Raw genomic sequence first — 13,200 nt, forward strand, 5'->3', positions numbered from 1 at the left:
CCTGCCGGGATGCCCGCGAGCAGGCCTCGGAGTTGATGGGCTATGTAAGAGAGCTGACCATCATCGGCCTGATGGATGAAAAACCGATGATGATCTGGGCATCCCATTACCTGAGTGCCATGGCCAAGGCACTGATGGATGATGCCGAGCTAGGCATGACACGCTAACGTGTCTGGGCGGCCAGGTGTTCGCCGAAAGGACTGCAGCGCTCGATTTGTGCCCCACCGCAAAAACCAAGGCAGGCACCTGGCGATAAACTCAGCGCGGCTCCATATGCGCAATCATCAACTGCACACTCTCATTCCCACGAAACTCGTTCACATCCAGCTTGTACGCCAGCTCCACCCAACGCACCGTCGGGTTCGGCCACACCTCACGGTCTATACCAAAGGCAATACCATCCAGCCGCACCGAGCCACACTCACTCTTGAGCACCACCTTCAAGTGCCGCTCGCCGACCACGCGCTGCTCCACCAGCTGGAACACCCCATGGAACAGCGGCTCGGGGAAGTGCTGCCCCCAAGGCCCGGCATTGCGCAGGGCCTTGGCCAGGTCGAGGTGGAATTCTTCCACGGCCAGGCTGCCGTCCGAGAGCAGACGACCGGTCAGGTCCTCCTCACGCAGCTGGCGCCGCACTTCTTCATCGAAGGCTTCAGCAAACGCCGGGAAATTGCTTTCGGGCAGGGACAGCCCCGCCGCCATGGCGTGCCCGCCGAACTTGCTGATCAACTGCGGCTGGCGCGCCGCCACTGCATCCAGCGCATCGCGGATATGGAAGCCCGGCACCGAACGCGCCGAGCCCTTGAGCATGCCGTCGCCAGCATCGGCGAAGGCGATGGTTGGCCGGTGGTAACGCTCTTTCAGGCGCGAGGCGAGAATCCCGATCACGCCCTGGTGCCAATCGGCATCGAACAGGCACAGGCCATAAGGCATGGACTCGACCGGCAGGTCCTTGAGCTGGGCCAGGGCCTCGCGCTGCATGCCCTGCTCGATCGACTTGCGGTCCTGGTTCAGGTCATCCAGCTGCTGGGCCATGTCCTGAGCCAGGGCTTGGTCCTCGCACAGCAGGCATTCGATGCCCAGGCTCATATCGTCCAGGCGCCCGGCGGCATTGAGCCGTGGGCCGAGGATGAAGCCGAGGTCGGTGGAGGTGATGCGCCGATGGTCACGTCGCGCCACTTCCAGGATGGCCTTCAGGCCAGGCCGCGCGCGGCCGGCGCGGATGCGCTCGAGGCCCTGGTGGACGAGGATGCGGTTGTTGGCATCCAGCGGCACCACGTCGGCGACACTGCCCAGCGCGACCAGGTCGAGCAGCTCGCCGATGTTCGGCTGCGGCTGCGTGTCGTAACGCCCCAGGCTGCGCAGTCGGGCGCGCAGGGCCATGAGCACGTAGAAGATCACCCCCACGCCGGCCAGCGACTTGCTCGGGAATTCGCAACCAGGCTGGTTCGGATTGACGATGGCGTCAGCATCGGGCAACTGCTGGCCCGGCAGGTGGTGGTCGGTGACCAGCACCTTGAGCCCGGCAGCCTTGGCGGCGGCAACACCTTCAACACTGGAGATACCGTTATCGACGGTCACCAGCAGGTCCGGCTGGCGCTCGAGCGCCACCTGGACGATCTCCGGGGTCAGGCCGTAGCCATATTCGAAACGGTTGGGCACCAGGTAGTCGACGTGGGCCGCGCCCAGCAGGCGCAGGCCGAGCACGCCAACGGTACTGGCGGTGGCGCCATCAGCGTCGAAGTCGCCAACGATAAGGATGCGCTGGCACTGATCGAGGGCTTCGACCAGCAGGTCCACCGCCGCCTCGATGCCCTTGAGTTGCTGATACGGCACCAGCCGCGCCAGGCTCTTGTCCAGTTCAGCCTCGGACTGCACGCCGCGGGCGGCATACAGGCGGGTCAGCAGGGGTGGCAGGTTACCCAGAAATGGCAGGGTCGGGGGCAGCGGGCGGGGTTCGATACGCATGGTGTCTTCGGCAGTCAGGTGTCAGTCGGTTCAGCCACGCTCACCGAGCAGCCATTGCAGTTGCACTTCGTGCTGGCCACGGTCATCGGTGACGAACACGGTGCCTTCGCTGATCATCACATCCCACTTGATGGTACGTGGCATGTCGGTGGCCAGGACTTCCAGCACTTCCTGCGGCACGGCGGCAATGCTCAGGTTCTTCAGGCCTTTGACTGCGCTCACTACCTTGCCTTCCCACACGCGCAGGCTGCCGTAGGCCAGCAGGCTGGTGCGCTCGGTGCGGCGCGAGCACCAGGTCAGGCGATCGGCATCCGGCTGACCGACTTCGATCCAGTGCAGGATGCGGTCATCCAGGCTCTTTTCCCACAGCGCCGCTTCATCGACATCAGACAGGCCACGGCCGAACGACAGATTCTCGTTGTACCACAGGGCATAGGCCAGCAGACGCACGGCCATGCGCTCTTCGGTTTCCGAAGGGTGACGAGCGATGGTCTGGCGGACGTTTTCATACACGCCGCGATCGAGGTCGGTCAGGTTCAGTTCGAATTTGTAGGTGGTGGACGGCTGGGCCATGGTCGAATGGGCTTCGTGCGTAGAGAAAAGTCACCTAGTCTAACCGATCCTGCCTGCGCTTGCGCCGGAGCAGTATCGGTGGCTGCGGACCTATGCTAAAACCACGGCTCTGACCAGTTGCCACGGATGCCTCATGTCTACGCCCAGCAAACCCCTCGCCGGCCTGAAAGTCATCGAGCTCGGCACCCTGATCGCCGGGCCGTTCGCCTCGCGCATCTGCGCCGAATTCGGCGCTGAAGTGATCAAGGTCGAGTCGCCGGACGGCGGTGACCCGCTGCGCAAATGGCGCAAGCTGTACGAGGGCACGTCGCTGTGGTGGTTCGTGCAGGCGCGCAACAAGCAGTCGCTGACGCTCAACCTCAAGCACCCCGAAGGCCGTGAAGTGCTCAAGCGCCTGCTCGGCGAGGCCGACATCCTGATCGAGAACTTCCGCCCCGGCGTGCTGGAAAAACTCGGCCTGGGCTGGGACGTGCTGCACGCCCTCAACCCGCGCCTGGTCATGGTACGCCTGTCCGGCTTTGGCCAGACCGGGCCGATGAAGGACCAGCCGGGCTTCGGTGCGGTCGGTGAATCGATGGGCGGGCTGCGTTACATTACCGGCTTCGACGACCGCCCGCCGGTACGCACCGGGATTTCCATCGGTGATTCGATCGCTGCACTGTGGGGGGTGATTGGCGCGCTGATGGCACTGCGTCATCGCGAGGTTAACGGTGGCCAGGGCCAAGTAGTGGACGTGGCGCTGTACGAGGCGATCTTCGCCATGATGGAAAGCATGGTCCCGGAATTCGACGTGTTCGGGTTCATCCGCGAGCGTACCGGCAACATCATGCCGGGCATCACGCCCTCCTCCATCCACACCAGCGCCGACGGCAAGCATGTGCAGATCGGCGCCAACGGTGACGCTATCTTCAAGCGGTTCATGCAGGCCATCGGCCGCACCGACCTGGCCGATGACCCGAGCCTGGCCAGCAACGATGGCCGCGACGCACGCCGTGACGAGCTGTACGGGGTGATCGACCGCTGGGCCAACAGCCTGCCGCTGGACCAGTTGATGCAGGTGCTCACCGACGCCGAAGTCCCGGCCAGCCGTATCTTTTCTGCCGAGGACATGTTCAGCGACCCGCAATACCTGGCTCGGGAAATGTTCCTCCAGGCACGCCTGCCTGACGGCAAGCCATTCAAGATGCCGGGCATCGTGCCCAAGCTCTCGGACACCCCAGGCTCTGCCGAGTGGGTGGGCCCGAGGCTCGGCGAACACACCGATGCCGTGCTGGCCACCCTGGGCTATGACCAGGGGGCAATCGCCAGCCTGCGCCAGGCGGGCACGGTCTGAGGCTGCCGCAGATGCGTACGCTGGCCCTGTTCGGGGCGCTGATGCTGACCCTGCTGGTGCCACCGGCACAGGGCAAGGAGCGCCTGCTGTGGCTGGTGCGCGACCTGCCGCCCTTCACCGTGTTCGAAGGCACGGAGAAAGGCCAGGGGGTTATCGACCAGATGCTACCGCTGCTGATCGAGCAGATGCCCGAATACGAGCACAGTATCGTCCGGGTCAACCGTGCTCGCGGGATCCAGATGCTTCAGGACCCATCCAGCTTTACCTGCGACCCGACACTGCTATGGACCGCGGAGCGCGCGAAGTTCGTACATTTCTCGCAACCGTCGCTCGGCGTGATGAGCAGCGGCGTGGTGGTGCGCAACACCGCTCAGACGATGCTGGCACCGTTCCTTGACGGCCAGCAGGTCGACCTCAAGGGCTTGCTCGGCAATACCCGGCTGAAGCTCGGCATCGTCGCCGAGCGCAGCTACAGCAGCCAGGTCGACGAGATCCTGCGCCAACTGCCCGACTCCGCGTTCAATCGCCATTACGGCAACGATGCCACAGCCAACCTGCTGCAGATGCAACAGCTCGGGCGCCTGCAACTGGTGCTGGGCTACTGGCCGGAAGTGCGCTACCTGATTCAGCAACACGGCGGCTCGCCAGCGGACTATCAGTTCCATCCGATCCAGGGCGTGGACCGCTACCAGTTCCTGCACGTGGGCTGCTCGGACACGCCGCTGGGGCGCGCCGCCATCAGCCATATCGACCAGTTGCTACCTGCCCTGCGCCTGAATACCCTGCCTGCCCTGTATGCACACTGGCTTGACCCCGAGCTGCGCGCTGCCTACCTGGAAGAGAGCAAGCACTTCTTCGAAGCGCGTTAGCCAGCGCGCAAAAGAAACCCCGGGCGCTGGGGAAGACGCCCGGGGCCAATCGAAAGTCCTCATGGACTTCCCGTGACAACCTGCCAGTACCGGAGCTGTGCACTGGCCGGCTGCCCCTGATGATTATGATAGGCCACTCAGGCAAAGGTTCCCTGTGGCTGCTGGCGCTGTTGCAATGCCGCAATCACACAGGGCTGCAAGCGCCCCTCGACAATCTGCAGGTCTCGGTGCAGGCCGTCTACCAGGTCGATCAGCAGGCTTTGCTCCTGCAGCTGGCGCTGGCTGACCGTACGTTGCAAGGCCGTGCCGCCGAGGCTGTCGTATACGGTCAATTGGCGGTTGCCGCTGGCATCCGTGGCTCCCAGCCTGGCTTGGTAGGGGGTAAGGGCGTCGTTGAGCAGTCTGCAGATTCTTTCCATCCGGATCACTCGCTTGTAATGGGACATGAAGGAACTGACCAGCAAGCGTGGCGAAAAGTTCGTTACGCCACGGCTGTGTCAGTGAGCATGCGTGGGCGACGTGACAGTTTGAATACGTTGCAGGGCTTGTTGCCAGCGCCCGACAGGCAAGGGCCAAGGGAGGTCGGCAAGGACCCACAGGCCTTGGCGCCGGGCTTCATGGGCGAGGTTCGGGCAGCCTGCACTGGCATGGCCGACGAACAGCACGGCACGGGCGCAACAGGCCCGTTCGAGCAGGGCCAGGCCGTCGCCCACGGCATGGTCGAGGATCAGCAGGTCGGCACTCGGTTGGCGGGCCAGGCAAGTGTCGAGGTCGGCCAGGTCGTGGGTGACGCGCACATTGAACAGGCCTTGGGCGTTGCAGGCCTGGTGCAGGAGGATCTGGTGGGATGGGCGTGCCGGGTGGATCAACACGTAGGGCTGTCGCATGTGCCGCTCCTTGGGGGAAGGACCGGTCACTCTAGGCAAGGCTTCAACAGCCTTACATAGGACAATTCCGATAGAGGTATAGGAAAATCCTGAAATCCGGGGCTGCTTTGCAGCCCCCGACGTTCATGCGATTACAACGGCTTGCCGCGATTACCATGCTGGCTGACAAAGGCTTGAACAGCCTTCAGGTCATTGGCCAGCACGGTGCAACGCTCTTCACGGCTGAACAGGTCGCTCAGGTGCGCCGGCAGTTCCAGCGCCTTGCCGACACCGGCCTTCTCCACCGCTTCCGGGAACTTGACCGGGTGCGCGGTGCCCAGCACCACCATTGGCGTATCCAGGCTGCGGCGGCACTCGCGGGCGGCCTTGACGCCGATCGCGGTGTGCGGGTCGAGCACTTCACCGGTGGCGGCGAACACCTCGGCAATGGTCTCGCAGGTCTGCTCGTCGCTGACCGCCAGCGAATCGAACAGCTTGCGTGCCTCGGTCCAGCGGTCTTGCTCGACGCTGAAGCCGCCACCCTGCTTGAAGGTGGCCATCAGCTCGGCCAGCGCGGCGCCGTTGCGGCCGTGCAGGTCGAACAGCAGGCGCTCGAAGTTGGACGAAACCATGATGTCCATGGACGGCGACAGGGTCGCGTGCAGGGTTTCCTTGACGTACTGGTTGCCGCTCATGAAGCGGTGCAGGATATCGTTGCGGTTGGTGGCGACGATCAGCTGGCTGACCGGCAGGCCCATGTTGCGCGCCAGGTAACCGGCGAAGATGTCGCCGAAGTTGCCGGTCGGTACCGAGAACGCCACCGAACGGGCCGGGCCACCCAGCTGCAGGGCCGCGTGGAAGTAGTAGACGATCTGGGCCATGATCCGCGCCCAGTTGATCGAGTTGACCGCGACCAGGCGGGTGCCCTTGAGGAACGATTGGTCAGCGAAGCTGGCCTTGACCATTTCCTGGCAGTCGTCGAAGTTGCCTTCGATGGCGATGTTATGGACGTTGTCGCCGAACAGGGTGGTCATCTGCCGGCGCTGAACTTCCGACACACGCTGGTGCGGGTGCAGGATGAAGATGTCGACGTTCTCGCAGCTGCGGCAGCCTTCAATGGCGGCGGAGCCGGTGTCACCGCTGGTGGCGCCGATGATCACCACACGCTCGTTGCGCTTGGCCAGCACGTGGTCGAGCAGGCGGCCGAGCAGTTGCAGGGCGAAGTCCTTGAAGGCCAGGGTCGGGCCGTGGAACAGCTCCAGCACCCACTCGTTGCTGTTCAGCTGGCGCAGCGGGGCGACCGCAGCGTGGGCGAACTCGCCGTAGGTTTCTTCGAGGATCTTCTTGAAGTCGGCGTCGGCAATGCTGCCTTCGACGAACGGTCGCATCACCCGGAAGGCCAGCTCGTGGTACGGCAAGCCGGCCCAGGAGGCGATTTCTTCCTGGGTGAAGCGAGGCAGGTTCTCAGGGACGTACAGGCCGCCGTCGCTGGCCAGGCCAGCCAGCAGCACGTCTTCGAAGTTCAGGGCCGGAGCCTGGCCGCGGGTACTGATATAGCGCATGGGTGCAAACCTTCGATGCTAGGGCCGCCCGAGCGGCCCGATTGGCAAATTAATTCAGCTGTTCGACGCGGATGCGCACGACCTTGCCGACCACGTCCTGCAGGGCTTCCAGGGCGACGATGGCATCGTTGATGCGCTGCTCGACCACACCGTGGGTCAGCAGGATCATCGGCACCAGGCCGTCCTGCTCCTCGGCTTCCTTCTGCATGATCGACTCGATGTTGATGCCGCGCTCCGACAGGATGCTCGCCACCTGGGCCAGCACGCCCGGGTGGTCCTTGGCCTGGATGCGCAGGTAGTAGGCGCTTTCGCAGGCTTCGATCGGCAGGATCGGGTGGGCCGACAGCGAGTCTGGCTGGAAGGCCAGGTGCGGCACGCGGTTTTCCGGGTCGGAGGTCATGGCACGGACCACGTCGACCAGGTCACCCACCACCGACGAAGCGGTTGGCTCCATGCCGGCGCCAGCACCGTAGTACAGGGTGGAGCCGGCGGCGTCGCCGTTGACCATGACTGCGTTCATCACGCCATTGACGTTGGCGATCAGGCGGTCGGCCGGGATCAGCGTCGGGTGCACGCGCAGTTCGATGCCTTCGGCGGTACGACGGGCCACGCCCAGGTGCTTGATGCGGTAGCCCAGCGCTTCGGCGTAGTTCACGTCAGCGGTGGTCAGCTGGGTGATGCCCTCGGTGTAGGCCTTGTCGAACTGCAGCGGGATACCAAAGGCAATGGACGCCAGGATGGTCAGCTTGTGCGCGGCATCGATGCCTTCGACGTCGAAGGTCGGGTCGGCTTCGGCGTAGCCCAGCGCCTGGGCTTCGGCCAGCACGTCGGGGAAGGCGCGGCCTTTCTCGCGCATTTCGGTGAGGATGAAGTTGCCGGTGCCGTTGATGATGCCGGCCAGCCAGTTGATGCGGTTGGCCGACAGGCCTTCGCGGATCGCCTTGATCACCGGGATACCACCCGCCACTGCGGCTTCGAAGGCAACGATGACGCCCTTCTCGCGCGCCTTGGCGAAGATCTCGTTACCGTGCACGGCGATCAGTGCCTTGTTGGCGGTGACCACGTGCTTGCCGTTCTCGATGGCCTTGAGCACCAGATCGCGGGCGATGGTGTAGCCACCGATCAGTTCGATGACAATGTCGATTTCCGGGTTGCTCGCAACTTCGAACACGTCAGCGGTAATGGGGGTACCGGTAATCTGGCAGTTCGGGTTCTGCGAGCGCATGGCAATCTGTGCCACTTCAATACCGCGCCCGGCACGGCGGGCAATCTCCTCGGCGTTGCGCTGAAGTACATTGAAGGTTCCGCCACCGACGGTCCCCAACCCACAGATGCCTACTTTGACCGGTTTCACTGTGAACTCCCCATTGAACGGCCGGCGCCTTCACCGACCGTGAAACATGCCGTCACCCCATGACGACGGCGTATTGAATTGATTACTTGGCGGCCTGCTGCTGGCCGTCCAGGGCCAGTTTGGCCACTTGTGGTGCCGGCTGGTAACCCGGAATCACATGGCCGTTTTCAAGCACGATGGCCGGCGTGCCGTTGACGCCGATCTGCTGGCCCAGCTGGAACTGCTTGCTGACCGGGTTGGCGCACTTGGCAGCCTTGATTTCCTTGCCTTCGACCATCTTGTCCATCGCCGCGCGGCGGTCGCTGGAGCACCAGACTGCCTGCAGCTGCTCGTCACCTGGCGAACCGAGGCCCTGGCGCGGGAAGGCGACATAGCGCACTTCGATACCGCGGCGGTTGAGCTCCGGCACTTCGGCGTGCAGCTTGTGGCAATACGGGCAGGTGGTGTCGGTGAAGACGGTGATGTGCGACTTGGTCTGGCCCTTGGCAGGATAAACCACGGTCTCGGCGGCTGGAATGCCGTTGATGAGCTTGGCAACGCCCTGACGCTCGGTCTTCTCGGTCAGGTTGACCGGCTTGCCGTCCTGCAGCTGGTACAGGTAGCCCTGCATGACGTACTGGCCATCGGCGCTGGCATACAGCACCCGGCCGCCCTGCAGCTTGACTTCGTACAGGCCATTGAGCGGGCTGCTGCCGACGCTTTCCACCGGTACTTCGAGTTCGAGGTTCTGCAACGACTTGCGGATGGCCTGCTCGGCGCTGGCATTGCTGTCAGCCGCGGCAACGGCAAAGGTACTGGCCAGCGCCAACACGGCGGCGGCGAAAATCTGGGTCACGCGCATGGGGAACTCCTGGAGGCGGACAGGGGCCGGAGGGCGTCACCTGCAAAAAAATCGCGGCGACCGTGCGGCCCTTGATGCAAACCGCCCAAGCCTACCACATCACGCTGCTGGTGAAGGGGCCTGCAAGGACCGGTCGGCGGAACATGAAAAACATTCATCCACGCGGATGGTGCTGGGCGTGCAGCTGCTGCAGCCGCGCCTTGGCCACATGGGTGTAGATCTGCGTGGTCGAAAGGTCGCTGTGGCCCAGCAGCATCTGCACCACGCGCAGGTCGGCGCCATGGTTGAGCAGGTGCGTGGCGAAAGCGTGGCGCAGGGTGTGCGGCGACAGCGGCTTGTCGATGCAGGCCACCCGCGCCTGGTGCTTGATGCGGTGCCAGAAGGTCTGGCGGGTCATCTGCTCGCCGCGCTGGCTGGGGAACAGTACATCACTTGGCCGGCCGTTGAGCAGTTCGGCGCGGCCGTCACGCAGGTAGCGCTCCAGCCAGACCACCGCCTCCTCGCCCATCGGCACCAGGCGCTCCTTGCTGCCCTTGCCCATCACCCGCAGCACGCCTTGGCGCAGGTTGACCTGGTCGAGGGTCAGGCTGACCAGTTCGGTCACGCGCAGGCCGCAGGCGTAAAGGACTTCGAGCATGGCGCGGTCGCGCTGGCCGATGGCTTCACCCAGGTCCGGGGCCTGCAACAAGGCTTCGACGTCGGCTTCCGACAGGGATTTGGGCAAGGGCCGACCCAGCTGCGGCATCTCGACCTGCAGGGTCGGGTCGACAGCCACCAGCTTCTCGCGCAGCAGGTAACGGAAGAAGCCGCGCAGGCCGGAGAGAAAGCGCGCAGTGGAGCGTGGCTTGTAGCCTTGGTCGAGACGCCAGGCCAGGTGGTCGAGGATCAGTTCGCGGCCGGCGTCGGGCAGCGATACCGAATGCTCCTGGAGCCAGCCGTTGAACAGGGCCAGGTCGCTGCGGTAGGAGACGCGAGTGTTGTCGGAAAGGCCTTTTTCGAGCCACAGGGCGTCGAGGAACTGGTCGATCAGGGGGTGGTCGAGGGCAGGCATGAAAACTCGGTGGCAAACGACGAAATGACGCTTAGTCTTTCATAACAACGCCGGCATAGGGAGCCCGAATGAGCGAACAGCAGATCCTTCTGAGTGTGGGCGGCATCGGCGCAGCTGCGCTGGCCTGCCAGTGGCTGGCCTGGCGCCTGAAACTGCCCGCCATCCTGTTCCTGCTGCTGTGCGGGATCGTCGCTGGCCCGGTGCTGGGCTGGCTGTCACCTGAAGCGCTGTTCGGCCCGTTGCTGATGCCTCTGGTGTCACTGGCCGTGGCACTGATCCTGTTCGAAGGCAGCCTGACCCTGCATATATCGCAGTGGCGGGAGATCGGCAGCGTGGTGCATCGCCTGGTAACGCTCGGGGCGCTGACCACCTGGCTGGTGATCGCCTTGGCCACCCATTGGTTGCTGGGGTTCGAATGGCCGCTGGCGATCCTGTTCGGGGCCCTGACTCTGGTGACCGGGCCCACGGTGATCGTGCCCATGCTGCGCGTGGTGCGGCCAAACGCGACGATCGCCAACATCCTGCGCTGGGAAGGCATCGTCATCGACCCTATCGGTGCTCTGCTGGCCGTTGTGGTCTACAGCTTCATCATCGCCAGCGGCGACGGCCTGAGCCAGAGCCTGATCACCTTCGCCGGGGTGATCCTGTGCGGCTGCGCGCTGGGTGCCGCCGGTGGCTGGCTGCTGGGCCAGGTGATACGTGCACAATGGCTGCCGGAATACCTGCACAACCTGGCGTCCCTGGCCGCCGTGCTGGGCATCTTCATTGCCGCCAACCAGATCGTTCACGAGTCCGGACTGCTGGCGGTGACGGTGATGGGCATGTGGCTGGCCAACATGCGCGGGGTCGATGTGCGACAGATCCTGCACTTCAAGGAAAACCTCAGCGTCCTGTTGATTTCCGGGCTCTTCATCCTGCTCGCCGCCCGCCTCGACCTGCAAGCGCTGTTGTCCCTGGGCCCGGCGGTTCTCGCCCTGCTATTGGTGATTCAGTTGCTGGCAAGGCCGCTGAATGTGCTGGTTTCCACTGCCGGGTCTGCGCTGAACTGGCGCGAACGCGCCCTGCTGGCCTGGATAGCACCCCGCGGGATTGTCGCCGCCGCGGTTTCGGCGGTATTTGCCATCCGCCTCGACCAGGCAGGCCACCCCTCGGCCTTGTTGCTGGTGCCGCTGACCTTCGCCGTAATCATCGGTACGGTGGTACTGCAAAGTGCTACCGCGCGGCCACTGGCGCGGCTACTCAAGGTTGCAGAGCCTGCGCCCAGCGGCTTTCTGCTGGCGGGCGCCAACCCGCCAGCACGCGCGCTGGCGAAAGCCTTGCAACAGCTTGGCTGCCGCATCCTGCTGACCGATTCGAGCTGGGAAAACATACGGGCCGCACGCATGGATGGCTTGCCAACCTACTTTGGCAACCCAGCTTCGCAGCACGCCGACGCGCATCTGGACCTGGTGGGCCTCGGCCATTTGCTAGGGCTGTCGCCTGCTGGCGAACTCAACGCACTGGCGTGCGCTCGGTTTCGCCATGATTTCGGCCACAAGCGGCTGTTCGTGCTGGCCAGCGGGCTGGAAAACCGGCGCAGTGACAAGCATCGCGCCAGCGAAGAACACCGGGGGCAGTTACTCGGATCAAGCCCCATGACTTACCTGCAACTGGCCAATCGCCTGCTCGCGGGGGGCGAATTGTTCAGCACCACGCTGACCGAAGCCTTCGGCTGGCAGCAGTACCTGGCGCTGCACGGCGAACGTGCGACCTTGCTGTTCGCCCGCGATGCCCACGGCTGGGTGCATGTTGCCTGCCCGGACGCCCCGCTCACCCCTCAGGCAGGCTGGACGCTGGTTTCACTGATCGACCCGCAGCCGCAAATGCCGCAGGCAACAACCGACAAGGCCCTGGCCGACCCGTGAGGGTCAGTTGCCGGGCAGCACCGGCACCGGGCGCTTGTCCTCGTCGATGGCGACAAAGCTGAACACACCGTGGATCGCCCGCTCGCGGCCATCCAGGTACATGTTCTCGACGAACACATCCACCTGCACCTGCAAGCTGGTGTTGCCGACCTTGATCACCGTGCCCACCAACTCGACGATCGAGCCCGCCGGGATCGGGTGCTTGAAGTCGATACGGTCGGTGGACACCGTCACCAGCGGCAGCCGGCAAAAGCGCGTGGCGGCAATGAACGACACTTCGTCCATCCAGGCCAGCGCGGTGCCGCCGAACAGGGTGTTGTGGTGGTTGGTGGTGTTGGGGAACACCGCCTTGGTCACGCGGGTTACCGACAGTTCGGTGCGGCGCTGGATTTCCTGGTCTCGAGTGGTCATATCTGTCACTTTTCACGGGTTTCAAAACGCAAAAAAGCAGCCCGAAGGCTGCTTTTTTCTCGCTAGGCGGCCTTGGCCACCGGGCAAACTGCACTCAGGACAGTTTTTCCTTGATGCGAGCGGCTTTGCCGGACAGGTCGCGCAGGTAGTACAGCTTGGCTTTACGCACGTCACCACGACGTTTCACGGCCAGGCTGTCGATCTGCGGGCTGTAGGTCTGGAAGGTACGCTCAACGCCTACGCCGCTGGAGATCTTGCGCACGGTGAAGGCGCTGTTCAGACCGCGGTTACGCTTGGCGATGACAACGCCTTCGAACGCCTGCAGACGGGAACGATCACCTTCCTTCACTTTAACCTGGACGACGATGGTGTCGCCTGGTGCGAAGGTTGGGATTTCCTTGCTCATCTGCTCGGCTTCGAGCTGCTGGATGATCTTGTTGGTCATGCTGTGCTCCTAAGATGGATACT

At 64.0% G+C, this 13,200-nt stretch carries 14 protein-coding genes; 4 read left to right on the top strand and 10 right to left on the bottom strand.

Features of this window, described 5'->3' with window-relative positions:
* Positions 1–167 (top strand): DUF3077 domain-containing protein (locus F6X59_RS22145; protein WP_152958137.1); only part of this gene is annotated, 167 nt, incomplete at its 5' end.
* 91 nt (positions 168–258) lie between these two features.
* Here the strand turns inward: F6X59_RS22145 and recJ are convergent.
* Together recJ and F6X59_RS22155 are read right to left on the bottom strand one after the other, a co-directional pair.
* Complete coding sequence (gene recJ, locus F6X59_RS22150) at positions 259–1,968, bottom strand: single-stranded-DNA-specific exonuclease RecJ (protein WP_152958138.1); 1,710 nt, start codon at positions 1,966–1,968, stop codon at positions 259–261.
* Positions 1,969–1,998: 30 nt separating this feature from the next.
* Positions 1,999–2,541, bottom strand: coding sequence for a YaeQ family protein (locus F6X59_RS22155; RefSeq protein WP_103445451.1), 543 nt, complete (start codon positions 2,539–2,541; stop codon positions 1,999–2,001).
* Positions 2,542–2,674: 133 nt separating this feature from the next.
* On the opposite strand from F6X59_RS22155, the gene F6X59_RS22160 reads away from it, so the two are divergent.
* Both F6X59_RS22160 and F6X59_RS22165 read left to right on the top strand, forming a co-directional pair.
* Complete coding sequence (locus F6X59_RS22160) at positions 2,675–3,874, top strand: CaiB/BaiF CoA-transferase family protein (protein ID WP_152958139.1); 1,200 nt, start codon at positions 2,675–2,677, stop codon at positions 3,872–3,874.
* A gap of 11 nt (positions 3,875–3,885) precedes the next feature.
* Positions 3,886–4,743: a TIGR02285 family protein gene (locus tag F6X59_RS22165; protein WP_372240486.1), complete on the top strand. Its 858-nt coding sequence runs from the start codon at positions 3,886–3,888 to the stop codon at positions 4,741–4,743.
* 137 nt (positions 4,744–4,880) lie between these two features.
* Here F6X59_RS22165 and F6X59_RS22170 read toward each other — a convergent pair whose 3' ends face one another.
* The 6 genes from F6X59_RS22170 to xerD all read right to left on the bottom strand — a co-directional run bounded on the left by F6X59_RS22170 (position 4,881) and on the right by xerD (position 10,417).
* The gene (locus F6X59_RS22170) at positions 4,881–5,162 is read right to left on the bottom strand and encodes a DUF3509 domain-containing protein (RefSeq protein WP_152958141.1); all 282 of its coding nucleotides are present in this window, start codon (positions 5,160–5,162) and stop codon (positions 4,881–4,883) included.
* A 78-nt stretch (positions 5,163–5,240) separates the two neighbouring features.
* Positions 5,241–5,630 (bottom strand): histidine kinase, encoded by a 390-nt coding sequence (locus F6X59_RS22175; protein ID WP_152958142.1) that lies wholly within the window; start codon positions 5,628–5,630, stop codon positions 5,241–5,243.
* A gap of 131 nt (positions 5,631–5,761) precedes the next feature.
* Positions 5,762–7,171 carry a threonine synthase gene (gene thrC, locus F6X59_RS22180; RefSeq protein WP_027920098.1) on the bottom strand — a complete coding sequence of 470 codons (1,410 nt, stop codon included), beginning with the start codon at positions 7,169–7,171 and terminating at the stop codon, positions 5,762–5,764.
* 49 nt (positions 7,172–7,220) lie between these two features.
* A complete protein-coding gene (locus F6X59_RS22185; RefSeq protein WP_060485691.1) occupies positions 7,221–8,525 on the bottom strand; it encodes a homoserine dehydrogenase in 1,305 nt (434 codons plus the stop codon).
* 82 nt (positions 8,526–8,607) lie between these two features.
* The gene (locus F6X59_RS22190; RefSeq protein WP_152958143.1) at positions 8,608–9,366 is read right to left on the bottom strand and encodes a thioredoxin fold domain-containing protein; all 759 of its coding nucleotides are present in this window, start codon (positions 9,364–9,366) and stop codon (positions 8,608–8,610) included.
* Between the two features lie 154 nt (positions 9,367–9,520).
* The gene (gene xerD / locus F6X59_RS22195; protein WP_152958144.1) at positions 9,521–10,417 is read right to left on the bottom strand and encodes a site-specific tyrosine recombinase XerD; all 897 of its coding nucleotides are present in this window, start codon (positions 10,415–10,417) and stop codon (positions 9,521–9,523) included.
* 68 nt (positions 10,418–10,485) lie between these two features.
* On the opposite strand from xerD, the gene F6X59_RS22200 reads away from it, so the two are divergent.
* Positions 10,486–12,321, top strand: coding sequence for a sodium:proton antiporter (locus F6X59_RS22200; RefSeq protein ID WP_152958145.1), 1,836 nt, complete (start codon positions 10,486–10,488; stop codon positions 12,319–12,321).
* 3 nt (positions 12,322–12,324) lie between these two features.
* Here F6X59_RS22200 and F6X59_RS22205 read toward each other — a convergent pair whose 3' ends face one another.
* On the bottom strand, positions 12,325–12,732 hold the full coding sequence (locus F6X59_RS22205; RefSeq protein ID WP_152958146.1) for an acyl-CoA thioesterase: 408 nt from the start codon (positions 12,730–12,732) through the stop codon (positions 12,325–12,327).
* Between the two features lie 94 nt (positions 12,733–12,826).
* Complete coding sequence (gene rplS / locus F6X59_RS22210; protein ID WP_023629812.1) at positions 12,827–13,177, bottom strand: 50S ribosomal protein L19; 351 nt, start codon at positions 13,175–13,177, stop codon at positions 12,827–12,829.
* Between the last annotated feature and the right edge of the window lie 23 nt (positions 13,178–13,200).

The organism is Pseudomonas sp. MN1F (assembly GCF_009391885.1).
GTDB lineage: Bacteria > Pseudomonadota > Gammaproteobacteria > Pseudomonadales > Pseudomonadaceae > Aquipseudomonas.

Excerpts from the sequence above, each read along its gene's own strand:
- recJ (WP_152958138.1), bottom strand. The coding sequence starts at position 1,968 with ATGCGTATCGAACCCCGCCCGCTGCCCCCGACCCTGCCATTTCTGGGT.
- F6X59_RS22155 (WP_103445451.1), bottom strand. The coding sequence starts at position 2,541 with ATGGCCCAGCCGTCCACCACCTACAAATTCGAACTGAACCTGACCGAC.
- F6X59_RS22160 (WP_152958139.1), top strand. The coding sequence starts at position 2,675 with ATGTCTACGCCCAGCAAACCCCTCGCCGGCCTGAAAGTCATCGAGCTC.
- F6X59_RS22165 (WP_372240486.1), top strand. The coding sequence starts at position 3,886 with ATGCGTACGCTGGCCCTGTTCGGGGCGCTGATGCTGACCCTGCTGGTG.
- F6X59_RS22170 (WP_152958141.1), bottom strand. The coding sequence starts at position 5,162 with ATGGAAAGAATCTGCAGACTGCTCAACGACGCCCTTACCCCCTACCAA.
- F6X59_RS22175 (WP_152958142.1), bottom strand. The coding sequence starts at position 5,630 with ATGCGACAGCCCTACGTGTTGATCCACCCGGCACGCCCATCCCACCAG.
- thrC (WP_027920098.1), bottom strand. The coding sequence starts at position 7,171 with ATGCGCTATATCAGTACCCGCGGCCAGGCTCCGGCCCTGAACTTCGAA.
- F6X59_RS22190 (WP_152958143.1), bottom strand. The coding sequence starts at position 9,366 with ATGCGCGTGACCCAGATTTTCGCCGCCGCCGTGTTGGCGCTGGCCAGT.
- xerD (WP_152958144.1), bottom strand. The coding sequence starts at position 10,417 with ATGCCTGCCCTCGACCACCCCCTGATCGACCAGTTCCTCGACGCCCTG.
- F6X59_RS22200 (WP_152958145.1), top strand. The coding sequence starts at position 10,486 with ATGAGCGAACAGCAGATCCTTCTGAGTGTGGGCGGCATCGGCGCAGCT.
- F6X59_RS22205 (WP_152958146.1), bottom strand. The coding sequence starts at position 12,732 with ATGACCACTCGAGACCAGGAAATCCAGCGCCGCACCGAACTGTCGGTA.
- rplS (WP_023629812.1), bottom strand. The coding sequence starts at position 13,177 with ATGACCAACAAGATCATCCAGCAGCTCGAAGCCGAGCAGATGAGCAAG.